This is a genomic window from Flavitalea plasmicola, assembly GCF_030546645.1.
Classification (GTDB): domain Bacteria; phylum Bacteroidota; class Bacteroidia; order Chitinophagales; family Chitinophagaceae; genus Puia.
In genome coordinates, this window is the sequence record NZ_JAUOTO010000006.1 from 319,627 (window position 1) to 334,542 (window position 14,916).

Annotated in this window: 11 protein-coding genes and 1 tRNA gene; 5 read left to right on the top strand and 7 right to left on the bottom strand. The window is 51.4% G+C overall.

Going from position 1 to position 14,916, the window contains the following annotated elements:
• Nucleotides 1–9: 9 nt before the first annotated feature.
• Nucleotides 10–657 carry a hypothetical protein gene (locus Q4E93_RS23035; RefSeq protein WP_303589327.1) on the bottom strand — a complete coding sequence of 216 codons (648 nt, stop codon included), beginning with the start codon at nucleotides 655–657 and terminating at the stop codon, nucleotides 10–12.
• A gap of 849 nt (nucleotides 658–1,506) precedes the next feature.
• Here Q4E93_RS23035 and Q4E93_RS23040 point away from each other — a divergent pair.
• Nucleotides 1,507–1,731: a helix-turn-helix domain-containing protein gene (locus Q4E93_RS23040; RefSeq protein WP_303589329.1), complete on the top strand. Its 225-nt coding sequence runs from the start codon at nucleotides 1,507–1,509 to the stop codon at nucleotides 1,729–1,731.
• A gap of 670 nt (nucleotides 1,732–2,401) precedes the next feature.
• Here the strand turns inward: Q4E93_RS23040 and Q4E93_RS23045 are convergent.
• The 5 genes from Q4E93_RS23045 to Q4E93_RS23065 all read right to left on the bottom strand — a co-directional run bounded on the left by Q4E93_RS23045 (nucleotide 2,402) and on the right by Q4E93_RS23065 (nucleotide 5,841).
• Nucleotides 2,402–3,148, bottom strand: coding sequence for a TIGR02391 family protein (locus Q4E93_RS23045; RefSeq protein WP_303589331.1), 747 nt, complete (start codon nucleotides 3,146–3,148; stop codon nucleotides 2,402–2,404).
• Between the two features lie 87 nt (nucleotides 3,149–3,235).
• Nucleotides 3,236–3,309: transfer RNA gene (locus Q4E93_RS23050), tRNA-Asn, on the bottom strand.
• Between the two features lie 114 nt (nucleotides 3,310–3,423).
• A complete protein-coding gene (locus Q4E93_RS23055) occupies nucleotides 3,424–3,789 on the bottom strand; it encodes a Rieske (2Fe-2S) protein (protein ID WP_303589332.1) in 366 nt (121 codons plus the stop codon).
• The gene (gene hflX / locus Q4E93_RS23060; RefSeq protein WP_303589334.1) at nucleotides 3,779–4,978 is read right to left on the bottom strand and encodes a GTPase HflX; all 1,200 of its coding nucleotides are present in this window, start codon (nucleotides 4,976–4,978) and stop codon (nucleotides 3,779–3,781) included. The genes Q4E93_RS23055 and hflX overlap by 11 nt, the downstream gene beginning before the upstream one ends.
• 77 nt (nucleotides 4,979–5,055) lie before the next feature.
• Nucleotides 5,056–5,841, bottom strand: a complete 786-nt coding sequence (locus Q4E93_RS23065; RefSeq protein ID WP_303589336.1) for an outer membrane beta-barrel protein — start codon at nucleotides 5,839–5,841, stop codon at nucleotides 5,056–5,058.
• A gap of 405 nt (nucleotides 5,842–6,246) precedes the next feature.
• Between Q4E93_RS23065 and Q4E93_RS23070 the strand changes: the two genes are divergently transcribed.
• A complete protein-coding gene (locus Q4E93_RS23070) occupies nucleotides 6,247–9,330 on the top strand; it encodes a SusC/RagA family TonB-linked outer membrane protein (RefSeq protein WP_303589338.1) in 3,084 nt (1,027 codons plus the stop codon).
• A gap of 20 nt (nucleotides 9,331–9,350) precedes the next feature.
• On the top strand, nucleotides 9,351–10,886 hold the full coding sequence (locus tag Q4E93_RS23075; RefSeq protein ID WP_303589339.1) for a RagB/SusD family nutrient uptake outer membrane protein: 1,536 nt from the start codon (nucleotides 9,351–9,353) through the stop codon (nucleotides 10,884–10,886).
• Nucleotides 10,887–10,937: 51 nt separating this feature from the next.
• Here Q4E93_RS23075 and Q4E93_RS23080 read toward each other — a convergent pair whose 3' ends face one another.
• Nucleotides 10,938–11,273, bottom strand: coding sequence for an acylphosphatase (locus tag Q4E93_RS23080; RefSeq protein ID WP_303589341.1), 336 nt, complete (start codon nucleotides 11,271–11,273; stop codon nucleotides 10,938–10,940).
• A 558-nt stretch (nucleotides 11,274–11,831) separates the two neighbouring features.
• On the opposite strand from Q4E93_RS23080, the gene Q4E93_RS23085 reads away from it, so the two are divergent.
• Nucleotides 11,832–14,192, top strand: coding sequence for an ABC transporter permease (locus Q4E93_RS23085; protein WP_303589342.1), 2,361 nt, complete (start codon nucleotides 11,832–11,834; stop codon nucleotides 14,190–14,192).
• 121 nt (nucleotides 14,193–14,313) lie between these two features.
• Entirely contained in the window at nucleotides 14,314–14,892 is a 579-nt protein-coding gene (locus Q4E93_RS23090) for an RNA polymerase sigma factor (RefSeq protein WP_303590088.1), read from the top strand.
• Nucleotides 14,893–14,916: the final 24 nt, after the last annotated feature.

Genomic DNA, 14,916 nt, shown 5'->3' on the forward strand with positions numbered 1-14,916 from the left:
CAAAGACTCCTACCATCGAAAACAATCTGAAGGAATGGCTGGACAGGCTTCCACAAACATCCTCTCCATTTTATTGGCCTTAACAATGGTTACCGGGTGAACATTCCCCTTTTGGAGGCTGCATAGTAGGTTCATCTTTAGTTTTTCATCCTGCAGCTCCCGGATCGGATAGGTACTTAGGGCTTTTTCCAGATCATACCCATAATTCTCTCCGTACTGGCGAACCTTGTAGTTGGTATTATCGCGTGTCCTTTGAGAAAAAGATAATTGTATCCAGGTGGAGTATTTTGCATCATCGGAATCCCAAAGAGTCGTAATGACCGACCTTCCCTGCAAAAGATTAAAGGCTTCCTTAAATGTAACTCCGCTTCCATTCTTAATGTGGAACGTTTGCCTTCTGGTAATCATGGGGGCAGTATCACAAATTAGCAACGCATCGAATTTGATGAAGAAATACATGTCGAAGTTGTCGGACTTCCGAAAGAATAGGGTGGCCTGTATTGTGCTCCATTCATCAAAACAGGCGGCTGTCTGTAATTGAAACGCTGCCGTACCATTTTGAATCTCTATGTCCAATCGGTCACTGGAAGCAATCGCTTCCCCAAACCCCAGGTATCTAAGTTTCTCTTTCAGCAAGAGAATATTTCCATTGTTCATAAAAGAGCTTTTAATTTATCCAGAATATCCGTGCGCCTGTTCGGATTATTTCAATTATTTGCTAATACAACAAAGTTTCCTATAGCCTTTGATACATGAACGCGCTTACGGGTTCTGGGATCGAATATTGTTGCTACTTACGCTGTTCCGCTTCGCTATTTTTCAGGAGTAAAAAAGCAGCTTCGAAAAGTAATTCAACGTTCTTAAGGAACAAAAGAAGGTCTGCTCGTTTTTCTGGATAACAAAATGGAGGCGTATCCGTTGTCAGGCAAGTTTCGAGAATGTCCTTCTGTAGCTGCCGAAGATCAGCCAGATGATAATCGCAGAAAAATCTATGCAGGAAAGTTATTGGGGCCTTCTTAAATTCCTGTGATAGCCGAACAGGCTGGTTATAGAATTGAAGATGTTCTAAATAATGTGACATGAGGATTAATCGGTTTAATATTTTAAAAATATGGGTACGGAATTCAATTTAAAAAGCCGATGCATGTCCGATTAACCCTAGCAAAATAAATAGGGTTGGGACTCACCCAGCCTTTTGTCCGACAGGTCCTGACAAGACCCACCATCTTGCGATGGCCAAACACAAAGACATAAGTAAGCCCAACCCCATTGCAATATAGGGATTGGGCGCTTAACTTACTCTCGCGTTTGTTGAATTGTCAGGTTCGTCGGGCGAGACTCGTAGAAGCGCTTAACTCTATATATGTAAATACAACTAACGTTAGTTGAAAAGAATATTGGATTGCTATGCTTATACGAATATAAGAAGAAAAAATTAAATAATGGTACAGGTACCATTGTAAATTTTCGAATAATATCTTCACTTGCCCTATAAAGTGGAGGGAAATGACTAAGATCGAACAATATATAATAGATCAGGTCCGGGAAAAAAGAAAAGAAGTAGGGCTTTCACAAATCGAATTGTCCCAAAAACTGGGAATGAGTGACAGTTTCGTTTCCCATGTTGAAACACCTAGCCGGCGGGCCAAGTATAATATTAATCATTTGAACGCGCTGGCCAAAGTTTTCAAATGTTCTCCCCGAGAATTCTGGCCAGAGAAACCATTATAGTATTTACTTGCTCAATTTATAAAATGAGACCATTATATTTTGTATTGTTAACCTTGAGCTTGTCCAAGTGTAGCTATTCGCAAAAAGAATTTGAAGGTGAAATCGTTTATGGACTTGAAACCATAAAAAAGGACAGTTCCTTTGATGATTACAATTTGAGGGCAGCTGGAGCAGCTAAGACAATTTGTATATATAAGAGAGGTAGCTTTATTAATAGGCCGGACGCCGGGACTCTCGAGTACTATTATTTCAAACAAGTTGACAACAAGGTATATTCAAAGTACAAAGATCTGGATACGCTTTTTTATGAGCCGGGGGACCGACTACTCGCATCCCAAGACTCTCTCTATACTACCAATATTGAATATAACACAGATACGATACTGGGATATATTTGTAATCGGTTTGTTTTGAAATCAGCCAAACTTACACTTACGCTTATTTTCTCACCCCGATTATATGTTAATCCTATATGGTTTAAGCATACAAAGTTCAGCTATTATGATATCATATACTTGCAGACGCATTCTTTATTCTTAAAATCCATTGCTGAGTTTGACAGATTTATTTCAATCCTTGCAGCGGAAAGAATTCAAATGAGGAAAGTGGACGATAAGGAATTCCCGGATATAAGTCGCCTACCTAAAGCATTATGATCTCGTTCAGAGTGCTATATCTTAATGACCGACGTATCATCCAGCACCTTGAATAATAACGATGCCAATGCCAAAATTTCAATGCATTTTTCTTTTGAAATATTCCATTCCTTTGCTGTCTCATGTGATGTTGGGTTACGGAACCCTGCCATTAAGCCAGCTGACAAGAACATAATCCCGTCCTGCTCGTCTTTTTCAGTAGTGGTAGTGTAAGAATTTACTCGAAGGTTACCTTTTTCACTAAAAACCCACAACATTAGAGGCCTTCCGTCCTTTTCACACCCGGACATATTTTTTACCGCCTGATTATATGCTTTACAAGCTTCGTTAACGGCATTGGAATAATGACCACGTTTAAATAGGGAAGAACAATGATTGATAATCTCCGGGTGAAAATTCAGTATTTGGGCAAGCTCTTTATCAGAATAATCATAAGTCACTTTTTCCACATAACCACCGTCCTTTAGGATTTTATCGACCTTTTCAGTGTTGAAGCCACTGGTGATGATTTTCAGCAAATGGAGAATATACCCAACTTTTTCTGAATCCGAGAGATCTTCCCTGTTCGCAATTGTCATGAAAAAATTATACATGACGGCCAGTCCACCGCTCATCATCTTGGGATCATAATAATTACCCACTGGCTCATCAAATATAGAAGCCCAAGACCTAGCCAGATGCTCCGGAGTATACCGCCCACCTAAAGGCAGAGCGGAATAAGTTTGCGCTAATTGTAATGCGATATACTTCCATCTAACCATAATTTTTCCACATTAAAGGTGTATCAAAATATGTATCAAATGAAAAGGCACCTATAACCTATACAGTCACAAGTGCCTAATTATCAGCTCCCCCTGCTGGACTTGAACCAGCGACCCTCTGATTAACAGTCAGATGCTCTAACCAACTGAGCTAAGGAGGATTATATCTTTCTCACCCCTCCCGGACATAAACAAACCACCCGCACAAACCTCTCCAAAAGGGGACGCAAAAATAAGGAATTTTACCCTTTCAAAACCCCCTCACCTAAAAAAACTTAGAACCATTTCTTAAAAAATCCACCCCCCTCCTCAAACCCCACATAGATCCCATCTTCCCTCACCTCCACCGGGTAGGTCTTCAACCGATACCCCTCCCCATTCACGTCCTTCCCCCCGTTCTGCAGGTTGAATTTCAGCTGATGCACCGGGCACACCACCTGGCAGGCCCCCACCAGGTACCCATCCGTCATCGGCGCCCCCGCATGCGGACACGTATGGGCAAAACCAAACCATACCTCCTTAAACCGCGCCAGGCAAACCTTCACATCCCCTGCCAAAACCTCCGCAATCTCCCCGGGTGACCATTGTAAATCCTCGGCAGCTTCCGCCACCTTATGCCATGTATACTTCTTAGAGCCCATTTAAAAAATCTAAAGTTTTATAAGGATACCTCGCCTTGTACATTTCCCTCACCTTGTCCAGCATCGTCCGCCGCAGCTCATCGATATTCCGCTTTTCCGTGGCCGAAACAAAGACCGCATTGCCATTGGTTTCCCGCTCCCACCGCTCCCGCAGCTCCGACATGATCTCCTGTTTCACCCCCTCTTCCAGCCAGGGATCGAAAACCTTCTTCTCATATTCATCGATCTTGTTGAAGACCACCAGCATCGGCTTATCAAAAGCCTCCAGCTCCTGCAACGTCTTATTCACCACGCCCAGCTGCTCTTCATATCCCGGATGCGAGACGTCCACCACATGCAGCAGGATATCCGCTTCCCGCACCTCATCCAGGGTGCTTTTAAAGCTCTCCACCAGGTGATGGGGCAATTTCCGGATAAAACCCACCGTGTCGGACAGCAAAAAGGGCGTCGTCTCAAAAACCACTTTTCGCGTAGTCGTATCCAGGGTGGCAAAAAGCTTGTTCTCCGCAAAAACCTCGCTCTTGCTCAGCAGGTTCATCAGCGTGGATTTACCCACGTTGGTGTACCCCACCAGGGCGACCCGGATGAATTCACCACGGTCTTTGCGCTGGGTAAATGCCTGTTTATCAATCTCTTTCAGCCGCCGCCGCAGCAAGGAGATCTTATCCTTGACGATCCGCCGGTCCGTTTCTATTTCCGTTTCACCGGGACCCCGGGTGCCGATGCCGCCTCCCAACCGTTCCAGGTGCTTCCACATGCCCCGGAGGCGAGGAAGAAGATATTGATATTGAGCAAGTTCCACCTGAAGCTTCGCCTGGGCCGTCTTGGCCCGGCTGGCGAAAATATCCAGGATCAGGTCGCTCCGGTCGATCGTCTTGGTATCCAGGACCTTTTCAATGGCCGAGATCTGCGATCCGGAAAGTTCGTCGTCGAAGATCACCACCTGGATGTCTTTCAGCTGGATATAGGTCTTGATCTCCTCTAGCTTGCCTTTGCCTACAAAGGTCTTGCTGTCAGGGTGTTCTAATTTCTGGGTAAAACGTTTCAGCGTCATCGCCCCGGCCGTCTCCGCCAGAAAGGCCAGTTCGTCCAGGTATTCCTTCGACTGCTCCTCCGTCTGGGTCTTATGGATCAAGCCCACCAGCACCGCCCGTTCCGCCTTCTGAATACTGTTCTTCTTATCTATCAAAATACATGATTTGGACGGCAAAGGTAATAAAAAACGCCCCGGTAGGGGCGTCCAAAAATATCTTATAAAAACCTTAATTACAATCCGCTCAGCATGATCCCGAAAGAATAGGGGAATACCGAAGGGCCGGCATTGGCCTTTATCAGGGTGTTGATCTGGTACTGGCCGAAGATCCCAAACACGCCCTTGCTGATCCGGGCGGTAGCCGCCAGCTTGGTGCTGTTGAAATACTGCTTGGAAGCTTCCTTTTCCGTATAGTTGCCGATGGTCTGCCCAAAGCTGTTCTGACGGGTCTTGCCCTTGGTATGTGCGCTCAGCATCAGCCCGATCTTGGCGCCGACGGCGAACTTCCAGCTGCTGTTCATATTCTCCGGGTCCATGGCGAACCGAAGCTCGATGGGCGCTTCCAGGTACGTCGTCACCAGCTTGAATTTCTTCCAGTGGTCCGTCTGTGATTCGTCCGAAAAGGCCAGCGTCGGATTATTGGCCGCTATCCGCACATACTGTTTGTTGAAGAAGATATTGCTGGACCCGATACCCAGACCCGCTCCCACGCTAAATCGGGGGTCGGTCTTGAAAGGGAAGTCAAACATGAAGTAGAAGTTGCCGCTCCGGTTGAACCCCTGGATATGCATACTATCCGCCGCCTGCGCCCAGTTGTCATACCCCAGCTGGACCATGAAATGGTCGGCGGCGCGCTTGCCCAAATTCACTTTGCTCCAGTCTTTTTTACCGGAGCTTGTCGTTGTCGGCGCCGGGGTGGCCGGCTTGACGATAGGTTTTGCGACGGAATCTTTTTGTTGAGCGAGTGCAGCAGTAGTAATGGCCAGAAAAGCTATTGCAGTTACAAAATGCTTCTTCATATTTTCACTTAAAGTAATATAGTTCGGTTCAGAGCACGGGCCCATCCCGGATCACAAATGTATTCTCCTTCGGGTTAATAAAAGGTTAAAGAAGCCCCCTCAGTCAGGCACCAAAAAAGCCCATAGACAACTATGGACCGGCAATAACCCCTTTTTCAATGGACCGCAAGATATTACTTTTTAGGTTATCCGCTTAAAATTGCTTGGCAGCCCTCCCTCTCAACTTACTGCCAGACAGACCCAGGACCCCAGCCTGGCAGCCCTCTTCCCCGCGCCCCCTCAACAGCAGCACCGCTCACACACATGGCCCTGTCAAAAAGAGGGACTAATAAGACAATCCCGCTGAATGCAGGGTATCCAATTCGACCTTACTTGCGGATGAAACTTTCCAACTAACCTAGCCATATGATTAAAACCTACCAATTCCTTATCCTGGCCACCGCCATCCTGCTCTTCGGGCAACAGCTGGTCCAGGCACAGCAGGCTACTGTCAGCGGCACGATCTCCGACGATAAAGGCGCACCCCTGGCGGGGGTAACCATCGCGGTAAAAGGTGCTACCACCGCCACCGTGACGGACTCCATCGGCAAGTATTCCATCAAAGCCCCGCCCGGCAGCACCCTGGTCATCTCGGCCGTCGGCTACGGCAGCGTGGAAGAAAAAATCGGGGGAAGGTCCATCATCAACATCAGCCTGCGGGAAAGAGCCACCGAGCTGAACAATGTAGTCGTGGTGGGCTATGGCACACAGAAAAAAGCCGACCTCACGGGCGCCATCGCCACCGTCTCGGGAGGGGATCTCAATAAAAGGGTCGCCACCGATCCCACCCAACTATTGCAAGGCAAGCTGCCCGGTCTCTCCCTGGTCCAGGGTTCCGGCGAAGCGGGTAACGAAGGGCTCGTCCTGCGGGTGCGGGGCCTGGGCACCAACAGCTCCGCCGGCAGCAATCCGCTGGTCATCGTGGACGGCCTGCCCGGCAGCCTCACCAACCTCGATCCGCAGAACATCGAATCGATCACCCTGCTGAAAGACGCCGCATCGGCGGCCATCTATGGCACCCGGGCAGCCAATGGCGTGATCCTCGTCACCACCCGGTCGGGTACCGCCGGTAAAATGCAGCTGAGCTACGACTACAACCTGGGCATTACCAGACCTACTGCACTGCCGGACAATCTTATTTACAACTCCGCGCAGTACATGAAGCTCTGGGACACGGCAGCCACCCATTCAGGCTACCCGAATAAATTCACGCAGGCGCAGATCGACCTGTATTCCGATCCGGGCCGCAATAAGAAACTATATCCCGATTACAATTGGCTCGACGCCGTCATGCGCACCGTCGTCATGCAGACGCACCACATTGGCATCACAGGCGGCCGCAATGGAACGACCTATAACGTAGGGCTTGGCTATGTCGATCAGCCCGATATCATGATCGGCTTTTCGTTCAGGAAATACAACCTGCAGTTCAACCTCAACTCGAAGGTCAATGACAACGTCACCTTTGGGTCGAGCCTCACCTTCAATTACAGCAGAAGGTTATATACGTCCAGGGGCAGCCAGGATCAGTTCCTCTCCACGCTTTCCCAGACGCCGCTGTACGGCCCGAAACTCCCGGACGGCAGTGGCCGCTATGTCAACTCCGTCTTTCCCAGCGTGCAGACACCGAACAAGAACCCCGTCGCCATTGCCGAGAACGCCCGGGTAACAGACGATGATTACTACATTCAAAGCAGCCTGTTCGTGAACGTGAAAGTGCTGAAAGGTTTGGAGTGGAGGACCAGCGGAGGCTTCAACTTCGAATACGAGAAAAGAAGCGACTTCAAGCCCGTGATCTACCAATACAACTGGTTTGCCGGCCCCACCGATGCACCCGAACGGCCCCTCGATGTCAACGGGCAGGGCATGGTCGTCACGGACACCAGCAATATCTACCCCGTCGGCTATACCCAGCTGACCTATACCCGTAGCTTTGGGGCCCATGATCTCAAACTGCTGGCCGGCACACAGGTAGAGTATAACAAAGGGCAGCTGCTGGTGGGCAATCGCAATACCCCGTTTCCTTCCAATATCCTGCAGGAGCTGAATGCCGGTCCCGCTGGCTCGCAGATCAACTCCGGCACTTCCGCCGAATGGTCCCTGCGCTCGTATTATGGCCGCCTCAATTATGATTACGAGGAAAGATTTCTGCTGGAGGCCAATGCCCGCTATGATGCTTCCTCCCGTTTTCCACCGGGCAATAAGTGGGGATTCTTTCCTTCCGTTTCAGCGGGCTGGGTGGCCAGCAAGGAAAAATTCCTGGTGGATGTCTCCTGGCTCAGCAACCTGAAGCTGCGGGCATCCTGGGGCAAGCTGGGTAACCAGAACATCACCAACTATCCTTACCAGGATCTTTACACCTACCGTAACTCCTACAACAATAATACCTCATATAGCTATCCTTTCACGGGCAGCGCCCTCAGTACAGGCGTCGCGCAGAACGTCCTGCCCAACCCCAACATCCGCTGGGAAACAACCAGAATGTTTGACATCGGTACGGACCTCACCCTGTTCAACAAGCTCAGCCTGACCTTCGATTGGTACAACAAGCTCACCTATGACATTCTCGCATCATTCGCCATTCCCGGCTACATCGGCCTCACACCGCCTACCATCAACAACGGCAGGATGCGCAATACAGGAGTGGAGCTCTCCGCGCAGTATGCCGATCATATAGGCGCCGTGCGCTACACCCTGGGCGCTAATATCCAGGCCAACAAGAACAGGCTGGTGAAATTCGGTCCGCCGCAGACCACTGCCAATAATACCATTTACCAGGAAGGCCAGCCTTACGGCAGCTTCTACCTCTATCAGTTCGCAGGCATTTACCAATCCGCCGACGACGTCGCCAAGTCCCCTGTCCAGCAAAATACCCCCAAGCCCGGTTATATGAAGTTCAAAGACGTGACGGGCAATGACACGGTCGACGCCAATGACAGGGTCATCGTTCCGGGCGTGTTCCCGAAATTCGATTATTCCTTCAATGCCAGCGCATCCTACAGGAACTTCGATATCACCGTGTTCGTTTATGGCTCTTATGGACAGAAACAATTTGTGAATGGCTGGGGTATCCAGCCCTTTAACCAGGGGTCGCCGCCCACTTCCGACTGGCTCAATGCCTGGACGCCCGAAAATCACAGCAATACGATGCCCCTGATCTATATCACCGGACAGGGCCCTGCCAGCGCGAATGCCAGCACCCCTTCCACCTGGTACCTCAGGGGCGCGTCCTTCCTGAGGATCAAGAATATCCAGCTGGGATACACCGTGCCGGTAGCCGTGGCCAAAAGACTGGCGATGAGCAGCCTGCGGGTATACTTTGCCGGTGACAACCTGCTCACTTTTACCAAATTTCCGGGCCTGGATCCCGAACGGGTCGCCAGCAACACCCGCTTCGTCGTCCATCCGCAGAACCAGGTGTTCTCTTTCGGTGTAAAAGCAGTCTTTTAATTCGATTAAATCCGCCTACAATGTTTACCAAACATATAAAACTTCCACTCTTCGCGATCTGCACGATCATTAGCCTCTGCGGCTGTAACAAGGACTTCCTGGATAAGAATCCACCTGACCAGTTCTCCGCCGGCAACTTCTGGAAAACGACGTCCGACGCGGACCTGGCGCTCGCCGGCATCTATAGCTATCTCGTCCAGGGATATAATTATACCAACGCCAACAACACAGGGCAGGGGTGGGGGGCCGGCACGCCCTACTGGGAAAGCCTCGCCGACAACGCCTACAGCGGAGCCTTTGGCAATGTGGCCATCGGCGCCATCGAATCCACCACCGGCGCCATCCAGTATGATGCTTACTACACGCCTTACAAGGCGATCGAAGCCTGTAACATCTTTTTGGCCAATATAGGCAGGATACCCATGGACACGGCATCGATGAAGAAATACCTGGGAGAAGCACGCTTCATCCGCGGCTACTATTATTTTTTGCTGGCCCAGCTGTATGGCGATGTGGTCCTCTCCTTCCGCCCCCTGGGCAAAGATTCCGCCAGCTACAAGCTCACACGGTCTCCCAGGGCCGAAGTCCTGGATTCGGTTCGCAGCGATCTCAGCTTTGCAGCCAGCATCCTGCCCAATACAGGCTACAGCGGCCATGTCGTGCGGGGCACCGCCCTGGGCTACCTGGCGAAATACTACCTGACCACCGGTCAATGGCAGCAGGCTGCCGCCACCGCACAGACCATCATGACGGAAGGGAAGTTCAGCCTGTACAAAGGGGGCTATCGCGGACTGTTCCTGAAGCCCGGACAGAACGCCAACCCCGAGATCATGTTCTCCGGCAAATACCAGGTACCCAACGCCTATAGCCCCGCGGATTACCTGTACACGTATAGCTCCAGCTTTCAGCCCATCAATTACCTGGTGAACGCCTACGAATGCACAGATGGACTACCCATCACCGTTTCTCCCTTGTATAACTCCGCTGATCCTTATGCGAACAGGGATCCCCGGCTCCTGGCCACCGTGCTCGTGCCCGGCGTATTGTACAAAGGCGGCATACCTTTTAAGCCTTCCGACATCGGTGCGACGGCCGGCTTCCTCAACAAAAAAGGCGTCGACTCCACCCGCGCCACCGTCATAGGCACCCAGAGTGACCAGGACTGGCCGTACCTGCGCTACGCAGAAGTGCTGCTGATGTATGCAGAGGCACAGAATGAAGTGGGCGGACCTGACCCCACGGTCCACGCCGCAGTGGATTCCGTTCGCGCCCGCCCCGGCGTCAACATGCCTTTATTGCCGGCCGGCATCTCCCAGGACTCCATGCGCATACGCATCCGGCAGGAGAGAAGGATAGAACTGGCGTTGGAGGGCCAGCGGTATTTCGATCTGAAACGGTGGCGTCTGGACAGGACTATCCTGCCGGCGACAAAAGATCCCAATGGCAACTTCAGGACCTTCCCCCTGCGCGACACTTTATGGCCCGTGCCGCAGCCGGAGATCGATCTCGCCAGAAGCTTCAACAACCCCGGCTTCAGGCAGACACCCGGTTATTGAGGAAGGATTCCGGGCCAGCGGGAGCACGTACCTCCCCGATCGGGCGTCCCGTCACCGCAGGATCAGAAACCCTTCCGCCTGCACCTGGCCCGATCCCCCCTGCACCTGCGCCTCCCGATCCGGAGCCGGGTTCCCCGCATCCATGCGCCCATCTCCCGCGCCCAGCTCGATCACTTCCGACACGTCAGCCCGCTCAGGACCGCGCTTGCACCAGGTGGCAAACCGGCGCAAGTCGTCCTCGCTGCCACTGGCCAGGACCTCCACATGCCCTTCCCGGGTATTCTTTATCCAGCCGGTAACACGCAACCGGTCCGCCACCTCCTTGGCGCTACCCCGGTAATACACGCCTTGTACTTTACCTTTGATCAGCAAATGAATGGTAGGCATAAACCTGGTTTAATACCTTCCAAACCTACAAAAATCCCGCCGGTGATCTGATGCGTCCTAAAATAGCATACAGGTGAATTTCGAACTTTTTCATGGCGTGCCCCTTTGGGTCGTGCTTTTCGTTCCAAGTCCTCGCTAGCGCTGCGGGCTTTTCACTGCAATCACTCGCGCAGGATTTTCTACGCCCAATAGCTTTCTTTGATCCTGTGCATCTTCCCTTTTCTTTTCGCCGGGCAGCCCAAACCTCTCCGTCGCTGTAAATTCGGCACCTCTGGACGTCTACTCATCCATCAACAGGAAGTGCTATTGGGCTGTGGTGCCTGAATGCCCTAACCCGAATTTAAGGCGTCTCCGAGGCTGGGCTGACCCTGGCAGATGCTCTGTGCTGGTGCACGTTCTTTGCCTGGCAGATTGCAAACAAACCATCTTACAAAATAGTACAGCGGCTGTACCAAAAACGGGCAATAACAAAAGCACAAACACCAGATAAACCACTAAAAAACAACCAACTACTATTTTGGCACCCTCTTAGCGCCTAAATAACCACAACACGCACCCATGCTCACCAACTATATCAGGATCGCCTTAAGAAACCTCTGGCGGAGTAAAGGATTTTCCCTCATCAACATCATTGGATTGGCCATCGGCATGGCCAGCGCCGTCCTTATATTATTGTGGATCCACAACGAAGTCAGCTACGACAGCTTCCACGCCAACAAAGCCCGGCTGTATGAGGTCTGGAACCGCGGGACCTTTGACGGCAAGCTCCAATGCTGGAATACAACCCCCAAGATCCTTGGTCCCGCCTTGAAGCAGGAGGTCCCGGAAATCGCGGACGAAACCCGCGTCCATATCCGCTGGTATGTCACCGCCGTGGGCGAAAAACGGTTCTCGTCAAAAGCCTTCACGGTCGACCCCGCCTTTTTAACCATGTTCACCTTCCCGCTGCTGAAAGGCGATCCGGCTACAGCGCTGAATGATGTCTCGTCCATCGTCATCACGGAAAAGATGGCCAAAAAAATGTTCGGCAGCGAAGACCCCATGAACAAGACCATCCGCATCGATAAGAATGATCTCAAGGTCACTGGCATTCTGGCAGATCTGCCCACCAACAGCACTTTCGACTTTGAATATCTCCTTCCCTGGTCCTACATGAAAAGGACCAACCAGGACGATGAGCAATGGGGCAATAACGCCGTGAACAATTATGTGTTGCTGAAACCCGGCGCTACGGCAGCCTCCGTCAACAACAAGATCAGGGACATCACCAAAAAACATAGCAACGGCGAAGAGCAGGAAGAGCTGTTCCTACATCCCGTCAGTAAATGGCACCTGTATTCCAGCTTCGAGAATGGAAAGATCGTCGGCGGACGCATCGAGATCGTACGCTTATTCGGCATCATTGCCGCCTTCATCCTGCTGATCGCCTGCATTAATTTCATGAACCTGAGCACCGCCCGCAGCGAACGCCGGGCTAAAGAGGTAGGTATCCGGAAAGTGGCCGGCGCCGGCAGAAACCTCCTCATCCTGCAGTTCCTGGGTGAGTCGGTGCTCATCGCCTTCTTCGCCGCCGCCCTTGCCTTTCCCCTGGTGAAATGGACGCTGCCAGCCTTCGATAGCCTCGTCAACAAAGAATTGGCCATACCGTACACGAGTCCCTGGTTTTGGATCGCCGCCCTTGCCTTTATCCTGCTGACAGGCATCATCGCCGGCAGCTATCCCGCTTTCTTCCTGTCCTCCTTCCAGCCCGTTAAAGTTTTGAAAGGGGCATTCAAAAAAGCCCATGCACGCATCAACCCCCGGAAGATCCTCGTGGTAATACAGTTCAGCTTTGCCATCATACTCATCATCTCCACTTTCATCGTCGTCCAGCAGATCCGATACGCCCAGCAACGCCAGGCAGGCTACGAACATAGCCAGCTCGTCTACCATTGGATCACGGGCGACCTGGACAAGCACTTCAAACCCATCAAACAGGCATTGCTCTCCTCAGGCATGGCCACGTCCGTTACCCGGTCGAACCTGATGCTGACGGAAAGGGGCAACGACAGCTGGGGATTCAGCTGGCAGGGAAAGACCCCCGGCGATAAGATCGACTTTGATGTACTGGCGCAGGACGAATCCCTCGTAAAGACGGCAGGTCTGCGATTGACGCAGGGTCGCGACATGGACCTGGCTAATTATCCCACGGACTCGACAGCTATATTGCTGAATGAGACAGCTGTAAAAGCAATGGGGTTCAAAGAGCCGCTCGGCCAGCTGGTCAGGGAGGACAATGGGAAGGCATATCATGTGGTAGGAGTAGTGAAGGATTTTGTATTGGGCTCGCCCTATGATCACATCCGTCCCCTGATCGTGGAAGGGATCAATGGCGAGGGCTTTAATGTCATCAATATCCGCTTTGCCGCCGGCGGCAACATGGAAAAGAACCTCCATTTCATGGAACGGCTCTTCCGGCAATACAACCCCAGCTATCCCTTCGAATATCATTTTGCCGACAACGACTACGCCCGCAAATTCGATGGCACCCAACGTATCGCTACCCTCACAGCCCTGTTCAGCGCGCTCACCATCTTTATCTCCTGCCTCGGCCTCTTTGGACTGGCCGCCTATATGACCACCCATCGGACAAAAGAGATTGGCGTACGGAAAGTTTTGGGCGCCTCCGTCTTCCGGATCACGGCCCTGCTGACAAAAGATTTTCTGGCGCTGGTCACGCTGTCCATCCTCATCGCCTCACCCATTGCCTGGTATGCCATGCATCGCTGGTTGCTGGGCTACGCCTACCGCATCGATATAAAATGGTGGGTGTTTTTGTTGGCCGGCGCCCTGTCCATCATCGTGTCGCTGCTGACGGTAAGCTATCAGGCCATCAGGGCCGCTGTGGCCAACCCCGTGAAGTCCTTGAGATCAGAGTGATCAGGCTCTTCGGCTAACCCCGGCTAACCAAACGATCCTCGCCCGCAGCACCTCCCGCTCCGCACAAAATAATATCCTATCTTGTGCACGAAACCAATTCTAATTTTTTTCTAAAGGAGTGATGACTATCGTGGATGAGGAGATGTTAACAAGGCTCTCTGAAGGAGACCCTGCAGCCTTACAACTGCTTGTCGAAGCCTATTTCCCCATACTTTGCCGCTTCGCTGAAAAATTTCTCCCCGACTCTTCCCTCGCAAAAGACATCGTTCAGGAGACCTTCATCAAAGTATGGAACAATCGCCCCAGCTTTGAGAACATCATGAGCCTGAAAGGCTATCTCTTCACCCTCACCAGGAATGGATGTCTCAACCTCATCCGCAGCCGGGAAAGACAGGAGAACAAACACATGATGGCCGCTGCCGGTCACCCGCTGGAAACAGGCTCCGTCCTGACAGAGATCGTTCGGTCCGAATACATCGCCCGCATATACCAGGTCGTGCAGACATTGTCCCCCAAAATGCAGGAAGTGTTTTACCTCAGCTACGAAGAAGGCATGACGGTACGTGCCATCGCAGAACAATTACAAATGGATGTCAAGGCAGTAAAGAACCAAAAATACAAGGCCCTCGTGGCCCTGCGCAGCAAGCTCAAAGACAGCGGCGAGCCCTTGCTCGTTCTTCTCACCTTCCTCATGCGCTAAACTGCTAAACCCTCGCATAAAAAA

Coding starts and splice junctions, on each gene's coding strand:
- Q4E93_RS23040 (WP_303589329.1), top strand. CDS start 1,507: ATGACTAAGATCGAACAATATATAATAGATCAGGTCCGGGAAAAAAGA.
- Q4E93_RS23070 (WP_303589338.1), top strand. CDS start 6,247: ATGATTAAAACCTACCAATTCCTTATCCTGGCCACCGCCATCCTGCTC.
- Q4E93_RS23085 (WP_303589342.1), top strand. CDS start 11,832: ATGCTCACCAACTATATCAGGATCGCCTTAAGAAACCTCTGGCGGAGT.
- Q4E93_RS23080 (WP_303589341.1), bottom strand. CDS start 11,273: ATGCCTACCATTCATTTGCTGATCAAAGGTAAAGTACAAGGCGTGTAT.
- Q4E93_RS23045 (WP_303589331.1), bottom strand. CDS start 3,148: ATGGTTAGATGGAAGTATATCGCATTACAATTAGCGCAAACTTATTCC.
- Q4E93_RS23035 (WP_303589327.1), bottom strand. CDS start 657: ATGAACAATGGAAATATTCTCTTGCTGAAAGAGAAACTTAGATACCTG.
- Q4E93_RS23090 (WP_303590088.1), top strand. CDS start 14,314: ATGACTATCGTGGATGAGGAGATGTTAACAAGGCTCTCTGAAGGAGAC.
- Q4E93_RS23075 (WP_303589339.1), top strand. CDS start 9,351: ATGTTTACCAAACATATAAAACTTCCACTCTTCGCGATCTGCACGATC.
- Q4E93_RS23055 (WP_303589332.1), bottom strand. CDS start 3,789: ATGGGCTCTAAGAAGTATACATGGCATAAGGTGGCGGAAGCTGCCGAG.
- Q4E93_RS23065 (WP_303589336.1), bottom strand. CDS start 5,841: ATGAAGAAGCATTTTGTAACTGCAATAGCTTTTCTGGCCATTACTACT.